Below are 25,042 nucleotides of genomic sequence, written 5' to 3' on the forward strand. Positions count from 1 at the left end.
CGTCCTGCACGGTCGCCCCCGAGACGGCGTCCACACGCCGAAAAGGACCCCGGTGGCGTCTCGCCCCCGCCGGCGCCGCCGGGGTCCGTCCCGCCGCAACTACCCCGCCGGGTTCGGCGCGCTCATCTGGCTGGTCATCGTCGGACTGCCGCTGTACGTGCTGGTCGCGGCCACCTTCCAGACCCGCAACGGCTACATCGACGACGGCCCGCTGGCCCTGCCCGACCATCCCACGCTCGCCAACTACCGGCGGGTGCTCAGCTCCGGCTTCGTCCACTACCTCCTGAACACCGCGCTGGTCACGGTCGTCTGCGCGGCGCTCGTGATCGTGCTGTCGGTGACCGTCGGCTACAGCATCGTCCGCACCCGCAGCCGCGTCTCCCGCCGGGTCTTCCAGATCTTCCTGCTCGGGCTGGCGATCCCCTCCCAGGCGGTGATCATCCCGATCTATCTGGTCATCACCAAGCTGCGACTGTACGACACCCTGCTGGCGGTCATCCTGCCGACGGCCGCGTTCTCCCTCCCGGTCAGCGTGCTGATCCTGGTGGGCACGCTGCGCGACATCGACGAGGAGATGTACGAGTCGATGGCGCTGGACGGCGCGAGCCCGACCCGGGTACTGCTCCAGCTGGTCGTCCCGCTGTCCCGGTCCGGGATCTCCACGGTCGGGGTGATGTCCGCGCTGCACGCCTGGAACGGGTTCCTCTTCCCGCTGATCCTCACCCAGTCCAAGAGCAACCGGCTGCTGACGCTGGGCCTGTACGACTACGTCGGCGAGTTCCGGGTGGACACCCCGGCGCTGCTCACCGCGGTCGTGCTGTCCATCGTCCCGATCTTCCTCGTGTATCTGTTCGCGCGGCGGCAGCTGATCAACGGCCTGATGGGCGTGGGCGGCAAGTAGACCGTCCGCACACCCGCCGCTCACCACAAGGAGCTTCATGCCTCACCCCTGGCAGGACACCTCCCTCCCCGCCGAGGACCGCGCGGACGATCTGCTCTCCCTCATGACGCTGGAGGAGAAGCTCGCCCAGCTGTACAGCGTGTGGCCGGGTTCGGAAGCCCAGGAGGGCGAGGACGTCGCCCCGCTGCAGCACGAGGTGGCGGAGGACGTGGACCTCGACGGCCTCCTCCCGCACGGCCTCGGCCAGCTGACCCGTCCGTTCGGCACGGCTCCCGTGGACCCCGCCGAGGGGGCCGCCGCGCTCGCCCGCACCCAGGCCCGTATCACCGCGGCGAACCGCTTCGGGATTCCGGCGCTCGTCCACGAGGAGTGTCTGACCGGCTTCACCGCCTGGCACGCCACCGTCTTCCCCACCCCGCTCGCCTGGGGCGCGTCGTTCGACCCGGCGCTGGTGGAGCGGGCCGCCGGACTCATCGGCGGCTCGATGCGGTCGGTCGGCGTCCACCAGGGCCTCTCGCCCGTGCTGGACGTGGTGCGGGACGCGCGCTGGGGGCGTACGGAGGAGTCGATCGGCGAGGATCCGTACCTGGTCGCGACCGTCGGCACCGCGTACGTCCGGGGCCTGGAATCCGCCGGGATCGTCGCCACGCTCAAGCACTTCGCGGGCTACTCGGCCTCGCGCGGCGCCCGTAACCACGCGCCGGCCTCGATCGGCCCGCGCGAGCTGGCGGAGGTGATCCTTCCGCCGTTCGAGATGGCGCTGCGGGACGGCGGCGCCCGCTCGGTGATGCACTCCTACAACGACGTCGACGGCGTCCCCTCCGCCGCCAATCCCTGGCTGCTGACCGAACTGCTGCGGGAGCGCTGGGGCTTCACCGGCACCGTCGTCGCCGACTACTTCGGCGTCTCCTTCCTGGAGCTGGCCCACCGCGTCGCCGACTCCCCCGGGCGCGCCGCCGCCCTCGCCCTCGCGGCGGGCGTGGACGTCGAGCTTCCGGCCGTGCGCTGCTACGGCGCCCCGCTGCGGGACGCCGTACGGGCCGGGGAGGTGCCGGAGGGGCTGGTCGACCGGGCGGTGCGCCGGGTGCTCACCCAGAAGTGCGAGCTGGGGCTGCTGGACCCGGACTGGTCGCCGGAGCCGCCCGTGTCCGCGACGGCGCCGGTCGACCTCGATCCGCCCGTGATGCGGGCCGTCGCGCGGCAGCTGGCCGAGGAGTCCGTGGTGCTGCTCGCCAACGACGGGGACGTGCTGCCGCTGGCGCCCGACGCCCGCATCGCCGTCGTCGGACCGCTCGCCGACGACCCCGCCGCCATGCTCGGCTGCTACACCTTCCCCCGCCACGTCGGCATCGAACACCCCGAGCTGCCCATGGGCGTCGAGGTGCCGACGCTGCTCGCCGCGCTGCGCGCCGAGCTGCCCGACGCCCGGATCAGCCACGCCGAGGGGTGCGCCGCGCCCGGCCCCGCCGCCCCGGCCGGGTCCGGTTCGGCGGGGGCGGCGGCGCTCACCGCCGAGAGCCGGCTGGCGCAGGCGGCGCGGATGGCGGCGGACGCCGAGGTGTGCGTGGCCGTGCTCGGCGACCGCTCCGGGCTCTTCGGCCGCGGCACCTCGGGCGAGGGATGCGACGCCGCCGACCTCGAACTCCCCGGCGAGCAGGGCGCGTTGCTCGACACCCTGCTGGCCACCGGCACGCCCGTGGTGCTGGTGCTGCTCACCGGCCGCCCCTACGCCCTCGGCCGCTGGTCGGGGCTGCTGGCGGCCACCGTGCAGGCGTTCTTCCCCGGCGAGGAGGGCGGCCCGGCGGTGGCCGGGGTGCTGGGCGGGCGGGTCGGCCCGTCCGGGCGGCTGCCGGTGAGCGTGCCGTACGCGCCGGGCGGCCAGCCCTGGACGTATCTGCAGCCCCCGCTCGGCCACCGCAACGACGCCAGCACCGTCGACCCGACCCCGCTGTTCCCCTTCGGCCACGGACTGACGTACACCTCGTTCACCTGGGACCGGCCGGGGACGGACGCCGCCGAGGTGCCGACCGACGGCGAGACGACGGTACGGCTGACCGTGCGCAACACCGGCGAGCGGGCCGGGACCGAGGTGGTGCAGCTGTATCTGCACGACCCGGTGGCCCGCACCGCCCGCCCGGTGGCGCGGCTGGTCGGCTACACCCGGGTGCCCCTGGGCCCGGGCGAGTCGGCCGAGGTGCACTTCACCTTCCACGCCGACCTCGCCTCGTATCCGGTGGACCAGGACGGCACCCGGATCGTGGAACCGGGCGCGCTGGAGCTGCGGTTGGCGTCCTCCAGCGCCGAAGCCGACGTACACCACACCGTCCCGCTGACGCTGACCGGGCCCGAGCGCCGGGTGGACCACCGGCGGCGGCTGGTGTGCGAGGCGCGCGTGAAGTAGCGGGGAGTGCCGGTCCTTCGCCTCGCGCCTTCGCGGCCGCGCGCTTAGGCTGTCGCTCCGAGCGAGGGCTACCGGCGCGTAGCGCAGTGCCGCCTCAGACCGCGAAGGAGCGCGTGATGAAGGGCTGGACCGCGAGCGACATCCCCGACCAGACCGGCCGCACGGCCGTGGTGACCGGTGCCAACAGCGGCCTCGGCTATGTCACGGCCCGCGAGCTGGCGCGGCGCGGCGCCCATGTGGTGCTGGCGTGCCGGGACGCGGGGCGCGGCAAGGACGCGGAGGAGCGGATCCGCGCCGAGGCTCCGGGCGCGGTGGTGCGGGTGGCGCCGCTGGACCTGGCGGACCTGGCGTCCGTACGGGCCTTCGCGGCCGGGTACGAGGGCGACCGGCTCGACCTGCTGATCAACAACGCGGGGGTGATGGCCCTCCCGTACCGCAAGACCGCCGACGGCTTCGAGATGCAGTTCGGCGTCAACCACCTCGGCCACTTCGCGCTCACCGGGCTGCTGCTGCCGAAGCTGCTGGCGGCCGGGGCGGGCGCCCGGGTGGTCACCGTGTCCAGCTTCATGCACCTGCTGAGCACGGTCGATCCGGCCGACCTGTCCATGCAGCGCGGATACCGGCGCTGGGCCGCCTACGCCCGCTCCAAGAGCGCCAACCTCCTGTTCACCCACGAACTGGCCCGCCGCCTGCGCAGCGCGGGCGCGCCACTGGTGGCGGCCGCCGCCCACCCCGGTTACGCCTCGACCAACCTCCAGACGGCGGCGGCGAAGATGGAGGGCCGCCGGGGCACGGAGCGGTTCATGGACATCGGCAACCGCTTCTTCGCCCAGCCCCCGGAGCGCGGCGCCCTCCCCACCCTCTACGCGGCCACCGCCCCCGGCGTCCGGCAGGACGACTACGTCGGGCCGCCCCTCCAGGGCCTCCTCCCCGGCGCCCCCACCCGTGCGGCCCGCGCCAAGTGGACCCGCAGCGACAAGGCGGCGCGGCAGCTGTGGGCGGCCTCGGAACACCTCACGGGCGTGCGGTACGCGGCCCTGGCCTGAGCCGCCATGATGCCGGGGCATCGGGTAATGTGGCCGTCACCCGTACGCACCAAGGAGGTGAGACCCATCAACGCCAGTTCAGGCTGGGTGCTCTCGCCTCAGGACCGTGCACACACGGGATAGCTGACCGCCGGGAGCGTCCTCGAGGGATTCCGAAAGGCTTCCAGGCTCCCCATGTCGGCTTCATCATCTGTCATCAGCTTTTCCACCGTCGTCACCAGGCTCCGCGCCGCCGGGTGCGTGTTCGCCGAGGACGAGGCGCGGTTGATCCTCAGCGCCTCTCGCACCGCCGCCGAAACGGACGCCATGGTCGACCGGCGCGCCGCCGGGCTCCCGCTGGAACACGTCCTGGGCTGGGCGGAGTTCCGGGGGCTGCGGATATCCGTCGACGCCGGGGTGTTCGTGCCGCGCCGGCGTACCGAGTTCCTGGTCGAGCGGGCGGCCGCGCTGGCGCCGGCCGGGGCGGTGGTGGTGGATCTGTGTTGCGGGTCGGGCGCGTTGGGGGCCGCGCTGGTGGCGGAGCTGGGGGGCCGGGCCGAGTGGTACGCGGCCGACATCGACCCGGCCGCGGTGCGCTGCGCCCGCCGCAATGTGGAGCCCGCGGGCGGCACGGTGTACGAGGGCGACCTGTACGAGCCGCTGCCCGCCGCGCTGCGCGGCCGGGTCGATGTGCTGCTGGCCAACGTGCCGTACGTCCCCACCGAGGAGGTCGGGCTGCTGCCACCGGAGGCGCGGGTCCATGAGGCGCGGGTGGCGCTGGACGGGGGCGCGGACGGGCTGGACGTGCTGCGCCGGGTGACCTCCGGGGCGCCGGAGTGGCTGGCGCCGGGCGGCAGCCTGCTGTTCGAGACGAGCGAACGGCAGGCGTCGCGCGCGCTCGGCATCGTCGCGGCCGACGGGCTCACCCCACAGGTGGTGGTGTGCGAGGAGCGGGAGGCGACGGTCGTGATCGGGACCCGCTGAGCCCGTCGGCCCGCGCGCCGGGTCAGGCCTCGATGCGCTCGACCCGGTCGATGAGCAGCGCGTACGCCACCAGCCCGACGGCGACGACGATGCCGATGTAGCCGAGCGCCCAGGCGAAGGAGCCCGTCGCGTCGACGATGAAGCCGATGACGAGCGGGGTGAGGACGCCGCCCGCGTTGGCCATGAAGTTGAAGACGCCGCCGCCGGTGCCGGTGAGCCGCCGGGGGACGGAGTCCGCGAAGAGCGCCCAGCTGTTCTGCATCAGCCCCTGGGCGAAGAACGCGATCGACATGAAGGTGATCACGAGTGGAGCGGAGTCGGTGAAGTTCGCGCAGACGATGATCGAGGCGAGTACGAATCCGATCATCACCGGAAGCTTGCGGGCGACCGTACGGGACCGGCCGTTGTTCAGCATCCGGTCCGACCAGGCGCCGCCCGCCAGCGTGCCGACCAGCGCCGCGAGATAGGGCGCCGAGGCCCAGAACCCGGCCTTGATGATGCCCATCCCCTTCTCCTCCACCAGATAGCTGGGGAACCAGGTGAGGAAGAAGAAGAGGACGGAGGCGCTGGCGAACTGGCCGATGTACATGCCCCACAGCCGCTTGTTGGTGAACAGCACCCGCAGATCGGCGCCCAGGGTGGAGAGTTCCGCCTCCGACGCCCTCTCCGCGGCGTCGGACGGCTCCCGTTCGTCGGCCTGCTGGATGTGGGCCAGCTCCGCGGCGCTGACCTTCGGGCTCTGCTCGGGACGGTCGTACACCCGGCGGAACCAGACGACGGAGAACAGCAGCCCGACCGCCCCGGTGACCAGGAACACCGAGCGCCAGCCGAAGTGCACGGTGAGCAGCGACAGGACGGGGGCGGCGACCGCGAGCCCGATGTACTCGCCGGAGGTGTACGTGGCGGTGGCCCGGCCCCGCTCGTTGCCCGGGAACCAGTTGACGACCAGCCGGTTGTTGGACGGGAACGCCGGTGCCTCGAAGGCACCGAGAGCGACCCGGATCCCGACGAGCGAGCCGAAGCCGCGCGAGAGGGTCACGGCGGCGGTCGCGAGCGACCAGCCGACCAGGGCGTACCCGAACGCCAGCTTGGCGCCGGCCTTGTCGATGAGCCGGCCGGTGGGGATCTGCAGCAGCAGATAGGCCCAGCCGAAGGAGGACAGCAGGATGCCCTGCTGGGTGGCGGTGAGGTGGAGGTCGTCCTTGATGTGCGGGAGGGCGACCGAGAGGTTCGTGCGGTCCAGGTAGTTGATCGCGGTGATGACGAAGAGGGAGGTGAGCAGCCCGTAACGGGCGCGACTGACGGCCGGGCGGGCGGAGTCGGGGACGAGGGGCGGGGACGCGGCGGGGGCGGGCGTGCCGGCGGTGCTCATGGCGAGACTCCTTCGTCTCGGGACACGAATGAGTGGTGACGGGCGGCTCAGTCGGCCGCGGTGAGCGAGATCCAGGTCTTGCCCGCGCGCTCACGGGCCCCGGCGAACGCCTCCTGCGCGCGCTCCAGCGGGAAGCAGGCGTCGATCGAGGCGCCGGGCCGTACCGCGCCCGAGGCGATGTCGGCCAGGGCGGCGGTGAAGTCGCCGGGGTGGTCGTAGATGAGCGAGCCGCGCAGGGTGAGCTGTGCGCGGACGACCTGGTTCAGGGTGAGCGGCAGCGGGTCGGCGCCCAGCCCGACCAGGACGAACGTGGCGCCCGGCACCGTGCGTCCCAGCGCGGCGCGCAGCGCGGGCTCGGCGCCGGAGGACTCGAAGACGTACCCGAACCCGCCCTCGCCCTCGCCCGCCGCGCGGGCACCCAGTTCCACGGCGCGCGCCAGGCGGAGGGGGTGGGGTTCGACGACGGCGGGGCGCACGCCGATGGCCAGCAGCGCCTGGCAGAGCAGCAGCCCCTGGGCGCCCGCGCCGACGACGAGGGTCTTGTCGTCGGCGGTGACGCCTCCGCGGCGTACGGCGGTACGGGCCACCGTGTACGGCTCGGCGCAGGCCAGGTCTTCGGCGCGGGCGGACGCCGGGACCGGGTGGACGAAGGGGGCGGGGACGGCGACGCGCTCGGCGAGGAGACCGGGCGCGTTGATGCCCACGATGGTGCGCTTGGCGCAGGCGGAGGTGAGGCCACGGGCGCAGTCGGGGCATTGGAGGCAGGCGTAGTTGGGCTCGATGACGACGCGGGTGCCGGGGGCGGGGGCCTCGGTGGCCCGGGCGCCGACGGCGGCGATCCGGCCGAAGCCTTCGTGGCCGACCGCCCAGGGGAGGGCGGGGACCTGCCGCGTGCCGTCGAAGACGGCCAGGTCGGAACCGCAGACCCCCATGCCGTCGAGCTGGACGAGGACATCGTGGGGGCCGCATATCGGTTCCGGCCAGTCGTCGGCGATCCGGAGGCGGCGGGGTGCGGTGAGAACGGCTGCTTTCACCGTGACTCCTGACATTGGTCCGCTGAATGGACCCGGAGGTCCGAGTGACGGTGACGATAGGACGTATGCTGAGTATCGACAAGGGGGGCCGTCGGCGGACCTGTCGGCGGACCGGTGCGAGGAGTGGCGGCATGGGCAAGGACGCGAGGCCGGACGGCAGCGGCGGCGGGGGCGACGGGGAAAGCGGCGGGGGCATGCGGACCGTCCAGCGGGCCATCGACATCCTCGGCCTCTTCAGCGAGCACCGCCCCGCCCTGTCCCTCCGCCAGCTCGTCGAGGCCAGCGGGCTGCCGAAGACGACCGTCCTGCGCATCCTGCAGACCCTGCGCCTCAACGGGCTGCTCTGGCTCGACGAACACGGCCGCTACACCGCCGGGCCCACCTTCCTGCGCTGGGTCCGCATGGCGGACCAGGGCTGGCGGCTGCCCGCCCCGGCCCGGCGGGCGCTGCGCGAGCTGGCCGCCGAGCACCGGGAGACGGTGCACCTGTACGTACGGCGCGATGTGCACCGCGTCTGCGTCGCCCAGGAGGAGGGGCCGCAGGCGCTGCGCCACATCGTGCAGGTCGGGGACGAGCTGCCGCTGTGGGCGGGCGGCCCCTCCAAGGTCCTGCTCCTCGGCGCCGACGACGCCCTTCTGGAGCGGATCGCCGGCCGCTCCCCCAGCGGCCCGGCCCACGCCGCGACGCTGCGCCACTGGGCGGCGGAAACGGCGCGCCAGGGGTACGCGGTGAGCCACGGCGAACACGAGGAGGGCCTGTCCTCGGTGGCCGTCCCCGTCCGTGGCCGGGGCGGCGAGGTGGTCGCGGCGCTCTCGTTCGGCGGCCCGTCGGCCCGCTTCACACCGGAGCGGCTGCCGAGGTTCGTGACCTCGCTGGCGGGCGCGGCCCGTACGGTGGCGGGCGGTCTGGGCGCGCTCCCGACGGAGGGCTGACCAGGGGTTTCACGCCGTAGGGCCGGTGGCTCCGTACGACCACCGTAGGGCCGGTGGCTCCCGTGGAGCCCGCAGCCCCTACGAGCGCAGCTCCTCCGCCGCGTCCGCCACCCGCCCGATCAGCCGGAGCAGCAGCTCCCGCTCGTCGTCGTCCAGCGGGGCCAGGAACACCCGGTTCATGCGCGCCGTCCGTGTCACCAGCTTCCGGTGCAGCCGCACGCCCTCGTCGGTCAGCTTGAGGACGTTGCGGCGCCCGTCGCGCGGGTCGCGGACCCGCTCCAGCAGCCCGCGGCGGCCGAGCCGGGCGACCACGTCGGCGATCGTGGAGCGGTCCAGATGGACGTGTTCGCTCAGGGTGCGCTGGTCGATGTCCGGCTTCTCGACCAGCGCGTTGAGCACCGCGAACTGCGGCGAGGTCGTCTCCTCGGAGACCATCGCGCCCCACAGCAGCGAATGCGCCTGCTGGAGGCGACGGGCCAGATGCCCGGGGTGAGTGTTGAGGTCGACCGCACCCATGCCCTGACCTCCCCTGTTACGAGCATTTGGTTCGCGTACTGAACGATTCTGCCCTGCGGAAGGACCCGTGTCGAGCGGCGAACATTCGCCCTAGACTCCCTTGACGAGCACACCCGGCGATGGGAGTGTTCGGAATCGGCAGGAAAATAGTCAGTGCACTGAGCATTCCGGAACGGCATGCGAACGTGCGCGATCACCGCGGAGTGACGATGGCCGACATCCGAAGCCTGCACGACGCCGTGGCGGGCCTCATCCACGACGGGGACACCGTCGCGATGGAGGGTTTCACCCACCTGATCCCGTACGCCGCCGCGCACGAGGTCATCCGCCAGGGCATCACCGACCTCACCCTCGTCCGCATGACGCCCGACGTCGTCTACGACCAGCTGATCGGCGCCGGACTCGTCCGCAAGCTGGTCTTCTCCTGGGGCGGCAACCCCGGCGTCGGCTCTCTGCACCGCTTCCGCGACGCCGTCGAGAACGGCTGGCCCCGGCCCCTGGAGCTGGACGAGCACAGCCACGCGGGCATGGCCAACCGCTATGTGGCGGGGGCGTCCAAGCTGCCGTTCGCCGTGCTGCGCGGCTACCGGGGCAGCGACATCCCGGCCCGTACGGACACCATCTCCACCGTCACCTGCCCCTTCACCGGCGAGGAGCTGGCCGCCGTCGCCGCGCTCAACCCGGACGTCACCGTGATCCACGCACAGCAGGCCGACCGCGCGGGCAACGTCCAGCTGTGGGGACTGACCGGAGTGCAGAAGGAGGCCGCGCTCGCCGCCGAGCGGGTGCTGGTGACGGTCGAGGAGATCGTCGAGGAGCTGGAGCCGCGGCCGGGCGGGATCGTCCTGCCGACCTGGGTGATCGACGCGGTCTCCGTCGTCCCCGGCGGGGCGCACCCCTCGTACGCCACCGGGTACTCGGTGCGCGACAACGGCTTCTACCAGGCATGGGACCCGATCGCCCGGGACCGCGAGGCGTTCACCCGGTGGATCGAGGAGAACGTGCGTACCGAACGTACCGAAAAGGCTGCCGCGCGATGACCGAGACCTCTGCCGAGACCCCCGCCGAAACCCCCGCCGAGGACTTCACCCGCGACGAGCTGATGGAGGTCAACGCCGCCCGCGCCCTCGCCGGGGCCCGGACCTGCTTCGTCGGCATCGGCCTGCCCAGCACCGCCGCCAACCTCGCCCGCGCCACCGTCAACCCCGGGCTGGTCCTCATCTACGAATCCGGCACCATCGGCTCCAAGCCGACCCGGCTCCCGCTGTCCATCGGCGACGGCGAACTCGCGGAGACCGCCGACTCCGTCGTCCCGGTGCCCGAGATGTTCAACTACTGGCTGCAGGGCGGCCGGATCGACGTCGGCTTCCTCGGCGCCGCCCAGGTCGACCGCTACGCCAACATCAACACCACCGTCGTGGACCGCGGCCCGGACAAGCCCGAGGGGCGGCTGCCCGGCGCGGGCGGCGCCCCCGAGATCGCCTCCAACTGCGGCCGGGTGCTGATGGTGCTGCGCCACTCCACCCGCAACTTCGTGCGGCGACTGGACTTCGTGACCACCATGGGCCACGGCAGCGGTCCCGGCGACCGCACGAAGCTCGGCATGCCCGGCGCGGGCCCCGTCGCCGTCATCACCGACCTCGGCGTCCTGCGCCCCGACCCGGCCACCGCCGAGCTGGTGCTCACCGAGCTGCACCCGGGCGTCACCGTGGAGCGGGTGCGGGCCGCCACCGGCTGGGAGTTGACCGTCGCCGACACCGTGGGCACCACCGAGCCGCCGACCCCCGACGAACTGGCGGCGCTGCGCGCGCTCAAGGCCGCCGGGAAGGAGCCCCGATGAACGCATCGCACGCCCTGCGTGACGTCTACATCGTCGACGCCGTCCGCACGCCGATCGGCCGTTACGGCGGCGCGCTCGCGGGCGTGCGCCCCGACGACCTCGCCGCCCACGTCGTCCGCGGCCTGGTCGCCCGTACGCCCGCGCTCGACCCGGCCCGTATCGACGACGTCTACTTCGGCAACGCCAACGGCGCGGGCGAGGACAACCGCGATGTCGCCCGCATGGCCGTCCTGCTGGCCGGGCTCCCCGTCACCGTGCCCGGCGCGACCGTCAACCGGCTGTGCGCCTCCGGCCTGGAGGCGGTGCTCCAGGCGGCCCGCGCCATCGCCACCGGCGACGCGCATATCGCGCTCGCGGGCGGCGTGGAGTCCATGTCACGCGCCCCCTGGGTGCTGCAGAAGCCGGAGCGCGCCTTCCCCGCCGGGCACCAGCAGATGTACTCCACCACCCTCGGCTGGCGCATGACCAACCCCGACATGCCGCCCGAGTGGACCGTCGCCCTCGGCGAGGGCGCCGAGCTGATCGCCGACAAGCACGGCATCACCCGCGAGGCGCAGGACGCGTTCGCGCTCGCCAGCCACGAGAAGGCGGCGCGGGCGTGGAAGGACGGCGCGTACGAGGCCGAGGTGCTGCCGTACCCGGACACCGATCTGCTCCGCGACGAAACCATCCGCGACACGACGTCGATGGAGTCGCTGGCCAAGCTGAAGCCCGCCTTCCGCAAGCCGGGCGGCACCGTCACCGCGGGCAACTCCTCCCCGCTCAACGACGGCGCCGCGGCCCTCCTCCTCGTCGACGACGAGGGCCTGAAGGCCACCGGACGCGAGCCCCTGGCCCGGATCGGCGCCTCCGCCGTCACCGGCATCGAACCGCAGTACTTCGGCCTCGGTCCCGTCGAGGCCGTACGCCGCGCGCTGGCCAAGGCGGGCCGTGGCTTCGACGGCCTGACCACCCTGGAGCTGAACGAGGCCTTCGCCGCCCAGGCGCTCGGGTGCCTCGCCGAATGGCCCGGCCTCGACCCCGCCCTGGTCAACCCGCGCGGCGGCGCCATCGCCATCGGCCACCCCCTCGGCGCCTCCGGCGCCCGCCTCGCCGGGGCCGTCGCCCATCAGCTCGCCGCTGCGGGCTCCGGCACGGGCGTGGCGTCCCTGTGCATCGGCGTCGGGCAGGGCCTCGCCCTCGTCCTCGAAAGGTAAGGCGCACGCTCCCCATGACACTCACCCAAGCCGACATCGACCGCGAACTCGCCGACAGCCGCGCCGCGTACGACAAGGCGCGCGCCGACGGCGCCCCCGCCGCCGACCACCCCGCGCGCGACTTCGCCCCGTACCGCAGCAGCCTGCTGCGCCACCCCAAGCAGCCGCTGGTCGCCGTGCAGGGCGACCCCGAGACCGTCGAGCTGCACACGCCCGTCTTCGGCCACACCGACATCACCGACATCGACAACGACCTCACCATCCAGCACCAGGGCGAACCGCTCGGCGAGCGCATCACCGTCTCCGGGCGGCTGCTGGACAGCCACGGGCGGCCGGTGCGCGGCCAGCTCATCGAGCTGTGGCAGGCCAACGCGGCCGGCCGCTACGCCCACCTCCGCGACCAGCACCCGGCGCCGCTGGACCCTCACTTCACCGGCGTCGGACGCACCCTGACCGGTGACGACGGGTCGTACCGCTTCACCACCATCAAGCCCGGCGCCTATCCATGGCGCAACCACGAGAACGCGTGGCGCCCCGCGCACCTCCACTTCTCCCTCTTCGGTACGGCGTTCACCCAGCGCCTCATCACCCAGATGTACTTCCCCGGCGACCCGCTCTTCGCCTACGACCCGATCCTGCAGTCCGTCACGGACGAATCGGCGCGGCAGCGGCTCGTGGCCACCTACGACCACGGGCTGTCCCAGCCGGAGCGGTCGCTGGGCTACCGCTGGGACATCGTGCTGGACGGGCCGTCGGCCACCTGGATCGAGGAAGGCCGCTGATGACCCAGCTCTCCCCCACCCCCTCCCACACCGTCGGCCCCTTCTACGGCTACGCGCTGCCCTTCCCCGGCGGCGGCGACATCGCCCCCGCGGGCCACCCCGGCACCATCACCGTGCACGGCCGGGTCCACGACGGCGCGGGCGCGCCCGTCCCGGACGCCCTGATCGAGCTGTGGCAGGCGGGCCCGGACGGCTCGCTGTCCGGCGCGCCCGGATCGATGCGCCGCGACCCGGTGACCGGCGGCTTCGCCGGGCGCAACGGTGTCGACTTCACCGGCTTCGCCCGCATCGCCACCGACGCCGACGGCCACTGGACGGCCCGTACGCTCCGCCCCGGCGCCCCCGCCCCGGCCCCCTACATCAGCGTGTGCGTCCACGCCCGCGGGCTGCTGCACCACCTCTACACCCGCCTGTACTTCCCCGAGGACGGCCGGGCCCACGCCGCCGACCCGCTCCTCGCCGCGCTGGATCCGGCGCGCCGGGAGACCCTGGTGGCGACGGCTGAGCCGCAGCCGGGGACGTACCGCTTCGACATCCGCCTGCAGGGTGAGGGAGAGACGGTTTTCCTTGAGTTCAGGTGACGACGCGGGGCTGCTGGCCCCCGTACGGGCCGGGTCCGCGGCCGAGGACGCCACCGGCGACACGGCGTTCCTCCAGGCCATGCTCGACGCCGAGGCCGCCCTCGCCCGGGCGCTGGCCCCGGCCGACGCGGCGGCCGCGGTGACGCGCGCGGCCCGCGCCGGGCTGTACGACGTGCGCGACCTCGCCCGGCGGGCCCGCTCCGGCGGCAACCCCGTCATCCCGCTGGTCGCCGACCTCACCGCGGCGGTGGCCCGTGACGACGGCGACGCCGCGGCGTACGTCCACCGGGGCGCCACCAGCCAGGACATCCTGGACACCGCCACCATGCTGGTCGCGGCCCGCACCCTGCCGCTGATCACCGCGGACCTCGACCGCACGACGGCGGAGCTGGCGCGGCTCGCCGCCGCCCACCGCGCCACGCCGATGCCGGGCCGCACCCTCACCCAGCACGCCGTCCCCACCACCTTCGGCCTCAAGGCGGCGGGTTGGCGCTCCCTCGTCCTCGACGCCCGCGCCCGTCTCTCCGCCGTGCGTCCGATGGCCCAACTGGGCGGCGCGGCAGGCACGTTGGCAGCCCTCGACGACGGCGTCCCGCTGCTGGCCCGCTTCGCGGCGGAGACCGGGCTCGCCGAACCCGACCTGCCGTGGCACACCCTGCGCACGCCCGTCGCCGACCTGGCGTCCGCGCTGGCTTTCACCACGGGCGCGCTGGGCAAGATGGCCGCCGATGTGCTGGTGTTGTCCCGTACGGAGATCGGCGAGGTGGCGGAGGGCACGGGCGGCGGCTCGTCCGCGATGCCGCACAAATCCAACCCGGTGCGCGCCACCCTCATCGCCTCCGCCGCCCGCCAGGCCCCCGGGCTCGCCGCCACCCTGCTCGGCTCCCTCGCCGCCGAGGACGAACGCCCCGGTGGGGCGTGGCACGCGGAGTGGCAGCCGCTGCGGGACCTGCTGCGGCTCGCGGGCGGCGCCGCCCGGGACGCCGCGGAACTCGCCTCCGGCCTGCGGGTCCTCCCCGAGCGCATGGCCGCGAACCTGGAGCTGACGGACGGTCTCATCGTCAGCGAACGGCTCATCGCGGCCCTCACTCCGGCGCTGGGCCGCGCGGGGGCGAAGCAGCGGCTGACGGAGGCGGCGCGGTCCGAGAACGGTCTGGCCGAAGCCCTGGCGGACCTCCTCCCGCCGGACCGCCTGCGCGAGTTGCTGACCCCCACCACCTACGTGGGCGCGGCCCCCACCCTGACAGACCGCGCCCTGACCCGCGATGCGTAACGCCTGGGCGGCGGGCCTTCCCCCACCCCCTTCCCGAAACCGGGGGACACCCCCGGGCCCCCGATGCGGGGTGGACGCGGGGCGCCCCGCACCGGGAGCTCCGCCCCGGACCCCCGCCGGGGCTCCGCCCCGGACCCCGCTCCTCAAACGCCGGAGAGGCTGGGTGGTACCGCCCGGAGGCTGGACGGCACTGCCCGGAGGGCTGGATGCACCGCCCGGTTGTGGGCAATCGTTCCTCCCCCGGCTACCGCTGGGAGGTGGCCCCCTGGCGGAACGGGTGGGCACAACCCACCCACCGGCCCACGCCCGGCCACGAACCGCCGGGCCCCATGCGCAGCGCGCACCCGAACCCCGGCGCCCGGCGGGCCGGGACCGCAGCGAGCCGGTGGGGCACGCGCCCACCGCACCCCGGGGTCCAGGGGCAGCGCCCATGGTTCGGGAAGGGGCGGGGCGGGGGCAAACACCGGTCGCAACCACCCACCCGCACAAGGAGAGCCACCCCGTGACCCGCACCCCGCACCTCCACACCACCCTGGACGGCCCCACCACCGCACCACCCCTCATCCTCGGCCCCTCCATCGGCACGTCCCTCGCCGTCTGGGAGCCCCAACTCCCCGCCCTCGCCCGCACCCACCGCACCCTGCGCTGGGACCTCCCCGGCCACGGCGGCTCACCCGCGGCGCTCCTGCCCTCCGACGGCAGCGCCACCATCGCCGACCTCGCCGCGCTCGTGCTGCACAGCGCCGACACCCACGGCTGGGACCGCTTCGCCTACGCGGGGATCTCGATCGGCGGCGCCGTCGGGCTGCACCTCGCCGCGCACCACCCCGACCGCATCGCGTCCCTCGCCGTCGTGTGCTCCTCGGCGCGCTTCGCCGAGCCCTCCGTGTGGCGGGAGCGGGCGAAGCTCGTACGGGAGCAGGGGACGGAGGCGATGGTGGCGAGCCGGCCGGGGCTCTGGTTCTCGCCAGGGTTCGCCGACACGCCCCGCGGCCGCGCGCTGCTGCAGGACCTGCGCGACACCGACCGCGCGGGGTACGCCGCGTGCTGCGACATCCTCGCCGACTACGACGTACGCGACGTACTGCCGTCCATCACCGCCCCCACCCTGGTCGTGGCGGGCCGCGACGACCCGGCCACCCCTCCCCCGCACGCGCGGGAGATCGCGGACCGGGTGCCGGGCGCGAGCCTGGTGGAGGTCGCCCACGCCGCCCACCTGGCAGGCGTGGAACGCCCGGAGGCGGTGACCTCCGCGCTGGCCACCCACTTCGCGCACACGACCACCACCGAGGCGGCCACGGACGACGCCTCCCGGCACGCCGCCGGAATGGCCGTCCGCCGCGCCGTCCTCGGCGACGCCCACGTGGACCGCGCGGTGGCCCGTACGACCCCGTTCACCGCCCGCTTCCAGGACTTCATCACCCGCTACGCGTGGGGCGAGATCTGGACCGGGGACGGTCTGGACCGGCGGATGCGCAGCGCCATCACCCTCACCGCGCTCATCGCGCACGGCCACGACACCGAGCTGGCCATGCACGTCCGGTCCGCGCTCACCAATGGCCTGACGCGCGACGAGATCGGCGAGGTGCTGCTCCAGAGCGCGATCTACTGCGGCGTCCCGGCGGCCAACTCAGCGTTCGCCACCGCCCAGCGGGTCTTCGACGAGATCGACACCGGCAAGGGCAGCGGCAGTTGATATCCGACCGCAACCATCTGTCGTGTCCGCCCGTCCGGCGGCCAGGGTGTCCTTGTCCTCCAGCATGTTGACGAAAGTCGACCATCCGGCGTCGTGCACCGACTTGGCCAGCCGGGCCCGGGCCAGGCCGGACACCGGAACGTCTTCCACATACACCGCTTGGTTGTCGCGAATGATTTGTGTGGACGCCCTGTGGTGCCAATCCCGGCGGCGGTCGGCCACGCGAGCGTGCTGCCGCGCGACTTTGGTACGGGCCTTGGCTCGGTTGTTCGCCGACTGCCGGGTGTTAAGGCAACCCGGCCGCATGGGCGTCCTTGCGGGCGCGCAGGCAGTCGTTCCACACCACACGGGCACACCCGAACGCACGCGCCAACGCTTGACACTGAACCGCATTCGGATACAACCGGTAGTTGAAACGTAGCCGCATGCACACAACCCTGCAGGGCCCGGCCCTGTCACGCCGACGATTGAACACAGGCGTGAGCAGCGTCAACTTCCGGACCGGTCCAGGGGGTCAAGCCATATGGTGGCTGGTAGTGAGCCACACGACGGAGCGAGGGGGCGCGGCCACATGTCCATCAGCCGTAGGAGACTGCTCGGCACCGGCGGCGGGCTCGTCCTGGCCGGGGCGACGGCCGCCGGGTGCGGGTCCAACACGGGGCGCGACGGGGACGACGCGGGCGGGAAGCCGGTGCTGTCGCAGTGGTACCACCAGTACGGCGAACCGGGCACCGAGCAGGCGGTGAAGCGGTACGCGGACGCCTTCGACGGCGCACGGGTCGAGGTGCAGTGGCGGCCGGGCAACTACGACCAGCAGACGGCCGCCGCGCTGCTCACGGACTCCGGCCCGGACGTCTTCGAGGTCAACGGGCCCACCCTGGACCAGATCCAGGGCGGCCAGGTGGTCGATCTGACGGACCTCCTCAAGGAGGCGAAGGACGACATCAACCCGGCCGTGCTCGCCCCGAAGACGTACGACGGCAAGATCTGGGCCATCCCGCAAGTCGTGGACACGCAACTGCTCTACTACCGCACCAGCATGCTGAAGGACGCCGGTGTGGAGCCGCCCCGGACCCTGGACGCGCTGGTGGACGCGGCGAAGAAGCTGACCACTGGACACGTCAAGGGGCTGTTCCTGGGCAACGACGGCGGCCCGGGTGTCCTCGGCGGCACCCCGCTGAACGCCGCCGGCCTGGAGCTGATCACCGAGGACGGCAAGGTCGGCTTCGACGACCCGGCCGCCGCCCGCGCGCTCGGCAAGCTGCGCCAGCTGTACGCGGAGAAGTCGCTGCTGCTGGGGGCGCCGTCGGACTGGTCGGATCCGGCCGCGTTCACGCAGGGGCTGACGGCCATGCAGTGGTCGGGGCTGTGGGCGCTGCCGCAGGTGAAGAAGGCGCTGGGGGACGACTTCGGGGTGCTGCCGTTCCCCAAGGAGGGCGCGCACGGGAAGCCCGCGGTGCCGGTCGGGGCGTACGGGGCGGCGGTGAGCGCGCGCAGCGGGCACAAGCGGCTGGCGAAGGCCTATGTGAAGTGGCTGTGGGTGGAGAAGACGGAGTATCAGGAGGACTTCGCGCTCACCTACGGCTTCCACATCCCGGCCCGGATGTCGCTCGCGCAGAAGGCCGCCAAGCTGCGCCAGGGCCCGGCGGGCGAGGCGGTGCGGTTCGCCACCGAGCACGGCCACGCCGAGCCGCTGCTGTGGACCCCGGCCAGCAAGGTCGCCTACCAGGACGCGCTGAGCCGTGTCATCAAGGGCGGCGCGAACCCGGAGAGCGAGCTGCGGTCGGTGGTCCGCACGACGGCCGCTGAGCTGCGCCGCGTACAGAAGAAGAGCTGATGCGGGGCCGTCAGGACCGCACGCTCTGGTTCTGGGTGTTCGTCGGCCCGTTCGTCCTCGGTCTGACGCTCTTCACGTACGTCCCCCTCGTCTGGAGCGCCTACCTCAGCTTCTTCGACGCGCACAACACCGTCTCGCCGACCCGCTTCGTCGGGCTGGACAACTACACGGCGATGCTGCGCGACGACGCGTTCACCGGCAGCCTGGTGACGTTCCTGGTCTTCACGGCCTTCATCGTCCCGGCGACGTACGTGCTCTCGCTCTCCCTCGCGCTGATGGTGAACCGGCTGCCACGGGCGCAGGCGTTCTTCCGGTCGGTGTTCTTCCTGCCGGTGGCGTGCAGCTATGTGGTGGCAGCGCTGATCTGGAAGATGTCGCTCTTCAACGGGGTGCGGTTCGGGCTCGCCAACACGGTGCTCGGCTGGTTCGGCGCCGACCAGGTCGCCTGGCTGTCGACCACCGATCCGCCCTGGTACTGGCTGGTGATCGTCACCGTGCGGCTGTGGCTCCAGGCGGGCTTCTACATGGTGCTGTTCCTGGCCGGGCTGCAGCGGATCTCGCCGCGGCTGTACGAGGCGGCCGCCGTGGACGGGGCCCGCCCGGGGTGGCAGGTGTTCCGGCACATCACCTTTCCGCAGCTGCGGGCGACGTCGGTCGCGGTGGTGCTGCTGCTGGTGATCAACGCGTTCCAGGCGTTCGACGAGTTCTACAACCTGCTGGCCGACTCGCGCGGCTATCCGCCGTACGCCCGCCCGCCGCTGGTCTACCTCTACTACACGGCCCTCGGGCAGGGGCAGAACCTGGGCCTGGGCAGCGCGGGCGCGGTGATCCTGGCGCTGATCATCGCGGTGGTGACGGTGATCCAGGCGCGCTGGTTCGGCCTCGGCCGGAAGGAGGACTGATGAGACCTCGCCAGAAGACGCGTGACACGCGTGACCTACGGGACGCCCTGGTCGGCGTGGGGCGCGCGGTGCGGCTGGTGCTGCTGATCGCCCTCGCGCTGCTGTTCCTGATCCCGTTCTATCTCCTCGTACGCAACGGCCTGGCCGACGAGGCCGACATCACCTCGGCCGACTGGACGTTCTTCCCCCGCGAGCTGCGCTGGTCGAACGTCACCGAGCTGTTCGACGACCCCAATGTGCCGATGGCGCACGCGCTGCTCAACTCCTCCCTGATCGCCGTCCTCACCACCCTCGGCACCGTGCTGCTCGCCTCGCTGGCCGGGTACGGGCTGGCCCGCATCCCGTACCGCTTCGCCGACGCCGTCTTCTACTGGATCCTGGGCACCCTCATGGTCCCGGCCGCGGTCACCTTCGTCCCGAGCTTCGTGCTCGTCAGCTCGCTCGGCTGGATCTCCACGCTGCGCGGTCTGGTGGTGCCGACGCTGTTCAGCGCGGTCGCGGCGTTCATCTTCCGCCAGTACTTCCTGGGCTTCCCGAGGGAGCTGGAGGACGCGGCGCGGGTGGACGGGCTCGGCTACTGGCGTACGTACTGGCGGGTCGTGGTGCCGAACGCGCGGCCGGTCTTCGCGGCGGTCGGCACGATCGTCTTCATCGGCGCCTGGAACGCCTTCCTGTGGCCGCTGGTCATCGGCCAGGACCGGGAGGCGTGGACGGTCCAGGTCGCGCTGTCGACGTTCACCACGGCGCAGAGCGTCAATCTGCACGAGCTGTTCGTGGCGGCCGCGGTGTCGATCGTGCCGCTGCTGGTCGTCTTCCTCCTCCTCCAGCGCTACATCGTCGCGGGTGTCGAGCGCACCGGCATCGACGACTGAGGTCAGCCGCACGGCCGCGGTCCGTAGCGCCGCAGCCAGACCTCGGTCTGGGACAGATGGGCGGTCGCGGCCGCGGCGGCGGCCGCCGGGTCCCGCGCGGCAACGGCGTTGATCAGCGCCTCGTGCCCGAGGTCGCTGGCCAGCCGGATGGTGTCGGCCTCGGCGGCGCCGTAGATGCTGTAGTGGCTGCCGCGTGCGCGCAGGACGTCGATGAGCGCGGCCAGCGCCTCGTTGCCGCCCGCCGCGCACAGCGTCGCGTGGAACTCCCGGTCCAGGGCGTGCCGTTCGGCCTCGGCGTCGGACTCCGCCAGCCGCTTCTGCAGCTCGCGCAGGCGGGCCACGACCTGCTCGTCGGCGCGGGCCGCGGCGAGCGCGGCGGCCTGCGCCTCCAGGGGGCGGCGCACGTCGAACAGCTCCAGCAGCCCGTCCAGGGGGAGGACGTCGACGGTCGCGGCGAACCCGGCCAGCATCTGCCCGGGGCGCAGCGCCGAGACGAAGGTGCCCGCGCCATGGCGGGACTCCAGCATGCCGAGGGCGGCGAGGGCGCGCACGGCCTCGCGGAGCGAGCCGCGTGAGACGCCGAGCCGGGCGCACAGCTCGGGCTCGGCGGGGAGCTGCGCGCCGGGGGCCAGCTCCCCGCGGGCGATCATGCCGCGCAGTCCGTCGGCCGCCGCGTTGGTTGCTGCCATCGGTCCCACCCTTCCCCCGAGTCATCTGATGACTCGATGTCATCGCGCGATGCTGTTACTGCCATTTTACGCAGGAGGCCTGTTCATGGCGGCCCTACGCCTCTACGGTTCCCCACAGCGTAATCAAAGTCATCGGACAAGTCATCGGACAACTATGCCGAGGGCCTGCCGGAAGGAGCTTATGTCCGAGCTGTCGCACTGGGCCCTGGACCCCTCGGTCCGCCATCTCAACCACGGCTCGTTCGGTGCCGTCCCCCGCGTCGCCCTCACCCGGCAGCAGACGCTGCGCGAGGAGATGGAGACCAACCCGGACGCGTGGTTCCGGACGCTGCCGGAGCGGGTGGGCGAGGCACGGGCCGCCCTGGCGCGCCGGCTGCGGGTTCCGGCGGAGGCCACCGCGCTGGTGCCGAACGCGAGCGCCGGGGTGAGCACCGTGCTGAACAGCCTCGCCCTGCCCCGCGGCAGCGAGGTGCTGGTCACCGATCACGCGTACGGCGCCGTAGCGATGGGCGTGGCCCGGGCCGCCGCCCGGGCCGGGGCCCGGACCCGTACGCTCCACATCCCGCTCACCGCGACCGCCGACGAGATCGCGGCCGTCTTCGCCGCCGCGCTCACCCCCGCCACCTCGCTGGTCGTGGTGGACCAGATCACCTCGGCCACCGCCCGGCTCTTCCCCGTCGCCGAGATCACCCGGCTCGCCCACGCCGCCGGCGCGAAGGTCCTGGTGGACGGCGCGCACGCGCCCGGGATGCTGGCCGATCCGGTCGGCGCGTCGGGGGACGCCGACTTCTGGGTGGGCAATCTGCACAAGTGGTGCTGCGCCCCGCGCGGTACGGCGGCGCTGGTCGCGCGCGGTGCGGACGCCCAGGACCTGTGGCCGCTCACCGACTCGTGGGGCGCGCCGTATCCGTTTCCGCGCCGCTTCGACGATCAGGGCACCGTGGACCTCACCGCGTGGCTCGCGGCGCCGCGCGCGCTGGAGTTCATCGAGGAGAGGTACGGCTGGGACACGGCCCGGGCCGGGATGACGAAGCTCGCCGAGGTGGCGCAGGGCATCCTCGCGGACGCCCTGGGCGCGGACCCGGCCGAGGTCGCGGGCGCCCCGGCGCCCGCGATGCGGCTGGTCCCGCTGCCCGCCGGAGTGGCCACCGACCACGAGGCGTCCCATGCCGTCCAGCGCCACATCGCGGCCGTGACCGGCTGCGAAACCGCCATCACCTCGTGGGGCGGCCGCGGCTTCCTGCGGCTGTCCGCCCACGTCTACAACACCGTCGCCGACTACGAACACCTGGCCGAACGCCTCCCGGAGTGTCTCCCGGGATGTCCCCCGGCCTGAGGGACGGGCAGAAAGCGAGCACCACCATGCGCACCAAATCCATCGAGGCGACCATCGAGGACGCCGCGGGCCCCGACACCCGGCTGGCCCGGGCCCTGGGTCCGCTGCAACTCACCCTCATGGGCATCGGCGTCACCATCGGCGCGGGCATCTTCGTGCTGACCGGCACCGCCGCCGCGAACTTCGCCGGGCCCAGCATCGCGCTCTCGTACACCATCGGCGCGGTCGCCACGGCCCTGGTCGCCCTGTGCTACGTGGAGTTCGCCAGCACCGTCCCGGTCGCGGGCAGCGCCTACACCTTCGCGTACGTCTCGCTGGGCGAGCTGGTGGCCTGGCTCATCGGCTGGGACCTCATCCTCGACATGACGATGGGCGCGGGCGCGGTGGCCAGCGGCTGGGCGCAGTACGTCACCGACTTCCTGGCCACCTTCGGGATCCATCTGCCCGCCTCGGTCTCCGGTCCGGACGCGACGGTCAACGTACCCGCGGTGCTGGTCATCCTGGTGCTCACCGCCGTACTGGCCTCCGGTGTGCGCACCACCTCCCGCATCAACACGGTCATGACGGTGGTGAAGCTGGCGGCCATCGTCATCTTCCTCGCCGTCGGCGCGTTCCACATCGACCCCGCCAACTGGTCGCCGTTCATCCCCGAGGCCAAACCGGTGGGCGGCGACGGCGACATGTGGCAGCAGCCGCTGCTGGGATGGGCCGGGCTCGGTGCGGACGCCACGTTCGGCACGGCCGGGATCCTGACCGGCGGCGCGATCGTCTTCGGCGCGTACTCCGGCTTCGACATCATGGCCAGCAACGCCGAGGAGGCCAAGCGGCCGCAGCGCACCCTGCCGATCGCGCTGATGTCCACCGTCGCCGTGTGCGCCGTGCTGTACGTGGCGGTGGCGCTCACCGTGACCGGCATGCAGCACTACACCGGGCTGGACAACGCCGCGCCCATCACCGGCGCGCTGAAGGCGGCGGGGGCCGACTGGGCGGTGCGGATCGTGGGCATCGGCGCGATCTGCGGGCTGACCACGGTGGTGATGATCATGCTGCTGGGGCAGAGCCGGGTGTTCCTCGCGATGAGCCGCGACCGGCTGCTGCCCGCCTGGTTCTCCCATGTCCACCCGGTCACCCGCAGCCCGCGCCGGATCACCTGGTCCCTGGGGCTGCTGGTGGCCTTCATGACCGCCGTGCTGCCCATCGGCGACCTCGCCGAACTGGGCAACATCGGCATGCTGACCTCCTTCATCGTCGTGTGCGCCGGCGTCGTCCACCTGCGCCGGACCCGGCCCGAGCTGCGGCGCGGCTTCCGCACCCCGTGGGTGCCGGTCGTCCCGGCCGTCGCGGTGCTGCTGTGCCTGCTGCTGGTGGGCAGCCTGCCGCTGATCACCTGGGCGCGGTTCCTCGGCTGGATGGCCGCCGGGCTGCTGATCTACTTCTGCTGGGGCCGTCGGCACAGCAAGGTGGCCACCGGCGAACTGGCCGCGGAACCGTCACGCGTGCCCTCAGCCACGCCGTGACGACCCCCGGGTCCCCGTCGCCGCGCGGGTGGCCACCTGCGGGTACGCCGCGGCCCGGTGCTCGCCGAGCGCCGCCCGGTCGGAGGGCGCGCCGCCGCGCAGCAGGGCGGCGCCCAGCGGAGTGAGGGTGTGCAGGACGGCGCCGCCCTGGCGCAGCGTGTGCACGAGCCCCGCCTCGCGCAGCACGCTGGCGTGCTGGCTGGCCGAGGCCAGCGATACGCCGACCCGGCGGGCGAGTTCGCTCGTCGTACAGCCGCCGCCGACCTCCAGCAGCACCGCCGAGCGGGTGTGGCCGACGAGCTTGCCGAGGACCCGCGTCTGGCCGGGCGCGGCGGGCGCGGGCGCCTTGCCGGCCCGGGGCTGCTGGGGAACACCGCTCCGGGCGTGCTCGACGGGGTAGACCAGGACCGGGGTCAGCTCCGGGTTGAGGTAGGTCACCGGCGTCCTCCGGCAGAAGAACGACGGCAGCAGCAACAGCCCCCGGCCGAGCAGCTTCAGGTCCCGGTCGACGGGATAGTCCACCTCCAGCACGGGCGGCCGCCACCGCATGGTCGGCGGCAGCGAGGCCAGCAGCCCATCGGCGCCCCCGTCGAGCAGGGCCCGCCCACGGACCACCCGGTCCGCCTCGATACGGGCCTGTATGTGCGTCCAGTACGGCGCCACGACGGCCTCGTGATACGACCGCAACGCGCTCACCAACCGGTCCAGCGGCCGCCGCTCCCCCTGCGCCAGCCCGCGTATCCACCCGGGCAGGGCCCGGGCGGAGGTCAGCCGGTCGATTTCGGAGTGCAGCCGCTCGGCGGGCGTCGCGTGCAGCGCGTCCATGGCGGCGTCGCACCCGATGACGCCTTCGGCGGGCGTCAGGAAGTCGGGGAAATAGCCCCGCGACGGAATGAGCGGGGCCAGCAGCCGCCCTTCGCCGTTGAGTCGGTTACGCGCCTCCGAGCGCCATTCCCCGTATACGGTCTCGGCGCGGTTCTCGCGCAGCCGGTGGAAACTTAGGACGGTCTCCCAGAGTGCGTCCGGGCGGATTGCCATCCGCAGCCGGGCCAGATCGAGTTCACTGAAATGAACACGTAGCACCAGACCCTCACAAGTGACATGGTGACCGCCCCCCGACCACCGTTGAGTATGCACGCTGGCACGGTCAGTGACCACGCCCTTTTGGCCAGATGTGAAAGGGGGAGCGCTACGAGCCGTCCAAGAGGAAAGCTGTTCTCCGGGAAAACCGGACGCGCCGGGGAAACTCCACCGACGTCCGTCCGTAATTCAACAGGCGGTGCTCTGGGCCGTATTGCTCGTTCCCGTGGGGGGTGACGAGTGTGCGACGGCGACAGGGCACTTGTTGCCGCCCGA

At 73.1% G+C, this 25,042-nt stretch carries 24 protein-coding genes; 17 read left to right on the plus strand and 7 right to left on the minus strand.

The genetic code is table 11. The features are described 5' to 3' along the window. Nucleotides 1-52 precede the first annotated feature (52 nt). The 4 genes from ABZ562_RS19640 (at nucleotide 53) to ABZ562_RS19655 (ending at nucleotide 5,311) form a co-directional block, all read left to right on the plus strand. Nucleotides 53-901: a carbohydrate ABC transporter permease gene (locus ABZ562_RS19640; protein WP_361480941.1), complete on the plus strand. Its 849-nt coding sequence runs from the start codon at nucleotides 53-55 to the stop codon at nucleotides 899-901. 37 nt (nucleotides 902-938) lie between these two features. Further along, nucleotides 939-3,302 carry a glycoside hydrolase family 3 N-terminal domain-containing protein gene (locus ABZ562_RS19645; RefSeq protein WP_361480944.1) on the plus strand — a complete coding sequence of 788 codons (2,364 nt, stop codon included), beginning with the start codon at nucleotides 939-941 and terminating at the stop codon, nucleotides 3,300-3,302. 116 nt (nucleotides 3,303-3,418) lie between these two features. Next, a complete protein-coding gene (locus ABZ562_RS19650) occupies nucleotides 3,419-4,348 on the plus strand; it encodes an oxidoreductase (RefSeq protein WP_361480947.1) in 930 nt (309 codons plus the stop codon). Between the two features lie 174 nt (nucleotides 4,349-4,522). After that, entirely contained in the window at nucleotides 4,523-5,311 is a 789-nt protein-coding gene (locus ABZ562_RS19655) for a putative protein N(5)-glutamine methyltransferase (protein ID WP_361480950.1), read from the plus strand. A 22-nt stretch (nucleotides 5,312-5,333) separates the two neighbouring features. Here the strand turns inward: ABZ562_RS19655 and ABZ562_RS19660 are convergent, their stop codons facing one another. After that, the gene (locus ABZ562_RS19660) at nucleotides 5,334-6,683 is read right to left on the minus strand and encodes an MFS transporter (protein WP_361480953.1); all 1,350 of its coding nucleotides are present in this window, start codon (nucleotides 6,681-6,683) and stop codon (nucleotides 5,334-5,336) included. Between the two features lie 47 nt (nucleotides 6,684-6,730). After that, nucleotides 6,731-7,717, minus strand: coding sequence for an alcohol dehydrogenase catalytic domain-containing protein (locus ABZ562_RS19665; RefSeq protein WP_361480956.1), 987 nt, complete (start codon nucleotides 7,715-7,717; stop codon nucleotides 6,731-6,733). Nucleotides 7,718-7,848: 131 nt separating this feature from the next. Between ABZ562_RS19665 and ABZ562_RS19670 the strand changes: the two genes are divergently transcribed. Then, on the plus strand, nucleotides 7,849-8,649 hold the full coding sequence (locus ABZ562_RS19670; RefSeq protein ID WP_361480959.1) for an IclR family transcriptional regulator: 801 nt from the start codon (nucleotides 7,849-7,851) through the stop codon (nucleotides 8,647-8,649). A 78-nt stretch (nucleotides 8,650-8,727) separates the two neighbouring features. Here ABZ562_RS19670 and ABZ562_RS19675 read toward each other — a convergent pair whose 3' ends face one another. Next, the gene (locus ABZ562_RS19675) at nucleotides 8,728-9,165 is read right to left on the minus strand and encodes a MarR family transcriptional regulator (protein ID WP_055550191.1); all 438 of its coding nucleotides are present in this window, start codon (nucleotides 9,163-9,165) and stop codon (nucleotides 8,728-8,730) included. Nucleotides 9,166-9,374: 209 nt separating this feature from the next. Between ABZ562_RS19675 and ABZ562_RS19680 the strand changes: the two genes are divergently transcribed. The 7 genes from ABZ562_RS19680 to pcaC all read left to right on the plus strand — a co-directional run bounded on the left by ABZ562_RS19680 (nucleotide 9,375) and on the right by pcaC (nucleotide 16,533). Beyond that, nucleotides 9,375-10,205, plus strand: a complete 831-nt coding sequence (locus ABZ562_RS19680) for a CoA transferase subunit A (RefSeq protein WP_361480963.1) — start codon at nucleotides 9,375-9,377, stop codon at nucleotides 10,203-10,205. Beyond that, a complete protein-coding gene (locus ABZ562_RS19685) occupies nucleotides 10,202-11,005 on the plus strand; it encodes a CoA-transferase (protein WP_361480966.1) in 804 nt (267 codons plus the stop codon). The genes ABZ562_RS19680 and ABZ562_RS19685 overlap by 4 nt, the downstream gene beginning before the upstream one ends. Continuing rightward, nucleotides 11,002-12,201: a thiolase family protein gene (locus ABZ562_RS19690; RefSeq protein WP_361480969.1), complete on the plus strand. Its 1,200-nt coding sequence runs from the start codon at nucleotides 11,002-11,004 to the stop codon at nucleotides 12,199-12,201. The genes ABZ562_RS19685 and ABZ562_RS19690 overlap by 4 nt, the downstream gene beginning before the upstream one ends. A 14-nt stretch (nucleotides 12,202-12,215) precedes the next feature. Further along, a complete protein-coding gene (gene pcaH / locus ABZ562_RS19695) occupies nucleotides 12,216-12,983 on the plus strand; it encodes a protocatechuate 3,4-dioxygenase subunit beta (RefSeq protein WP_361480972.1) in 768 nt (255 codons plus the stop codon). After that, complete coding sequence (pcaG, locus tag ABZ562_RS19700; protein WP_361480975.1) at nucleotides 12,983-13,564, plus strand: protocatechuate 3,4-dioxygenase subunit alpha; 582 nt, start codon at nucleotides 12,983-12,985, stop codon at nucleotides 13,562-13,564. The genes pcaH and pcaG overlap by 1 nt, the downstream gene beginning before the upstream one ends. Then, on the plus strand, nucleotides 13,551-14,837 hold the full coding sequence (pcaB, locus tag ABZ562_RS19705) for a 3-carboxy-cis,cis-muconate cycloisomerase (RefSeq protein WP_361480978.1): 1,287 nt from the start codon (nucleotides 13,551-13,553) through the stop codon (nucleotides 14,835-14,837). The genes pcaG and pcaB overlap by 14 nt, the downstream gene beginning before the upstream one ends. 502 nt (nucleotides 14,838-15,339) lie before the next feature. After that, nucleotides 15,340-16,533, plus strand: coding sequence for a 4-carboxymuconolactone decarboxylase (gene pcaC / locus ABZ562_RS19710; RefSeq protein WP_361480981.1), 1,194 nt, complete (start codon nucleotides 15,340-15,342; stop codon nucleotides 16,531-16,533). On the opposite strand, the gene ABZ562_RS19715 is transcribed toward pcaC, so the two are convergent. Further along, on the minus strand, nucleotides 16,468-16,755 hold the full coding sequence (locus tag ABZ562_RS19715) for a hypothetical protein (RefSeq protein WP_361480984.1): 288 nt from the start codon (nucleotides 16,753-16,755) through the stop codon (nucleotides 16,468-16,470). The genes pcaC and ABZ562_RS19715 overlap by 66 nt on opposite strands. A gap of 64 nt (nucleotides 16,756-16,819) precedes the next feature. After that, nucleotides 16,820-16,960 carry a helix-turn-helix domain-containing protein gene (locus ABZ562_RS19720; RefSeq protein WP_361480992.1) on the minus strand — a complete coding sequence of 47 codons (141 nt, stop codon included), beginning with the start codon at nucleotides 16,958-16,960 and terminating at the stop codon, nucleotides 16,820-16,822. 144 nt (nucleotides 16,961-17,104) lie between these two features. Between ABZ562_RS19720 and ABZ562_RS19725 the strand changes: the two genes are divergently transcribed. Genes ABZ562_RS19725 through ABZ562_RS19735 form a run of 3 tightly spaced genes read left to right on the plus strand, consistent with a single transcriptional unit; the run spans nucleotide 17,105 to nucleotide 20,144 of the window. Continuing rightward, entirely contained in the window at nucleotides 17,105-18,370 is a 1,266-nt protein-coding gene (locus tag ABZ562_RS19725; protein WP_361480995.1) for a sugar ABC transporter substrate-binding protein, read from the plus strand. Then, the gene (locus ABZ562_RS19730) at nucleotides 18,370-19,272 is read left to right on the plus strand and encodes a sugar ABC transporter permease (RefSeq protein ID WP_361480998.1); all 903 of its coding nucleotides are present in this window, start codon (nucleotides 18,370-18,372) and stop codon (nucleotides 19,270-19,272) included. Before ABZ562_RS19725 ends, ABZ562_RS19730 begins: the two co-directional genes overlap by 1 nt. Next, complete coding sequence (locus ABZ562_RS19735) at nucleotides 19,272-20,144, plus strand: carbohydrate ABC transporter permease (RefSeq protein WP_361481000.1); 873 nt, start codon at nucleotides 19,272-19,274, stop codon at nucleotides 20,142-20,144. Before ABZ562_RS19730 ends, ABZ562_RS19735 begins: the two co-directional genes overlap by 1 nt. A gap of 2 nt (nucleotides 20,145-20,146) precedes the next feature. Here the strand turns inward: ABZ562_RS19735 and ABZ562_RS19740 are convergent, their stop codons facing one another. Further along, nucleotides 20,147-20,833, minus strand: coding sequence for an FCD domain-containing protein (locus tag ABZ562_RS19740; RefSeq protein ID WP_361481003.1), 687 nt, complete (start codon nucleotides 20,831-20,833; stop codon nucleotides 20,147-20,149). A 181-nt stretch (nucleotides 20,834-21,014) separates the two neighbouring features. Here ABZ562_RS19740 and ABZ562_RS19745 point away from each other — a divergent pair, with 181 nt between their 5' ends. Together ABZ562_RS19745 and ABZ562_RS19750 are read left to right on the plus strand one after the other, a co-directional pair. Next, nucleotides 21,015-22,169: an aminotransferase class V-fold PLP-dependent enzyme gene (locus ABZ562_RS19745; RefSeq protein WP_361481006.1), complete on the plus strand. Its 1,155-nt coding sequence runs from the start codon at nucleotides 21,015-21,017 to the stop codon at nucleotides 22,167-22,169. Between the two features lie 26 nt (nucleotides 22,170-22,195). Further along, nucleotides 22,196-23,686: an amino acid permease gene (locus tag ABZ562_RS19750; RefSeq protein ID WP_361481009.1), complete on the plus strand. Its 1,491-nt coding sequence runs from the start codon at nucleotides 22,196-22,198 to the stop codon at nucleotides 23,684-23,686. Here the strand turns inward: ABZ562_RS19750 and ABZ562_RS19755 are convergent. Beyond that, the gene (locus ABZ562_RS19755) at nucleotides 23,672-24,769 is read right to left on the minus strand and encodes a helix-turn-helix domain-containing protein (RefSeq protein ID WP_361481012.1); all 1,098 of its coding nucleotides are present in this window, start codon (nucleotides 24,767-24,769) and stop codon (nucleotides 23,672-23,674) included. The genes ABZ562_RS19750 and ABZ562_RS19755 overlap by 15 nt on opposite strands. Between the last annotated feature and the right edge of the window lie 273 nt (nucleotides 24,770-25,042).

The organism is Streptomyces sp. NPDC019937 (assembly GCF_040631655.1).
GTDB lineage: Bacteria > Actinomycetota > Actinomycetes > Streptomycetales > Streptomycetaceae > Streptomyces.

Bases quoted from the DNA above. Each gene is read 5' to 3' on its own strand.
- ABZ562_RS19675 (WP_055550191.1), bottom strand. From the start codon at position 9,165: ATGGGTGCGGTCGACCTCAACACTCACCCCGGGCATCTGGCCCGTCGC.
- ABZ562_RS19690 (WP_361480969.1), top strand. From the start codon at position 11,002: ATGAACGCATCGCACGCCCTGCGTGACGTCTACATCGTCGACGCCGTC.
- ABZ562_RS19735 (WP_361481000.1), top strand. From the start codon at position 19,272: ATGAGACCTCGCCAGAAGACGCGTGACACGCGTGACCTACGGGACGCC.
- ABZ562_RS19740 (WP_361481003.1), bottom strand. From the start codon at position 20,833: ATGGCAGCAACCAACGCGGCGGCCGACGGACTGCGCGGCATGATCGCC.
- pcaG (WP_361480975.1), top strand. From the start codon at position 12,983: ATGACCCAGCTCTCCCCCACCCCCTCCCACACCGTCGGCCCCTTCTAC.
- ABZ562_RS19680 (WP_361480963.1), top strand. From the start codon at position 9,375: ATGGCCGACATCCGAAGCCTGCACGACGCCGTGGCGGGCCTCATCCAC.
- ABZ562_RS19670 (WP_361480959.1), top strand. From the start codon at position 7,849: ATGGGCAAGGACGCGAGGCCGGACGGCAGCGGCGGCGGGGGCGACGGG.
- ABZ562_RS19645 (WP_361480944.1), top strand. From the start codon at position 939: ATGCCTCACCCCTGGCAGGACACCTCCCTCCCCGCCGAGGACCGCGCG.
- ABZ562_RS19745 (WP_361481006.1), top strand. From the start codon at position 21,015: ATGTCCGAGCTGTCGCACTGGGCCCTGGACCCCTCGGTCCGCCATCTC.
- ABZ562_RS19655 (WP_361480950.1), top strand. From the start codon at position 4,523: ATGTCGGCTTCATCATCTGTCATCAGCTTTTCCACCGTCGTCACCAGG.
- ABZ562_RS19685 (WP_361480966.1), top strand. From the start codon at position 10,202: ATGACCGAGACCTCTGCCGAGACCCCCGCCGAAACCCCCGCCGAGGAC.
- ABZ562_RS19650 (WP_361480947.1), top strand. From the start codon at position 3,419: ATGAAGGGCTGGACCGCGAGCGACATCCCCGACCAGACCGGCCGCACG.
- ABZ562_RS19660 (WP_361480953.1), bottom strand. From the start codon at position 6,683: ATGAGCACCGCCGGCACGCCCGCCCCCGCCGCGTCCCCGCCCCTCGTC.
- ABZ562_RS19750 (WP_361481009.1), top strand. From the start codon at position 22,196: ATGCGCACCAAATCCATCGAGGCGACCATCGAGGACGCCGCGGGCCCC.
- pcaH (WP_361480972.1), top strand. From the start codon at position 12,216: ATGACACTCACCCAAGCCGACATCGACCGCGAACTCGCCGACAGCCGC.
- ABZ562_RS19730 (WP_361480998.1), top strand. From the start codon at position 18,370: ATGCGGGGCCGTCAGGACCGCACGCTCTGGTTCTGGGTGTTCGTCGGC.
- ABZ562_RS19720 (WP_361480992.1), bottom strand. From the start codon at position 16,960: ATGCGGCTACGTTTCAACTACCGGTTGTATCCGAATGCGGTTCAGTGT.
- ABZ562_RS19725 (WP_361480995.1), top strand. From the start codon at position 17,105: ATGTCCATCAGCCGTAGGAGACTGCTCGGCACCGGCGGCGGGCTCGTC.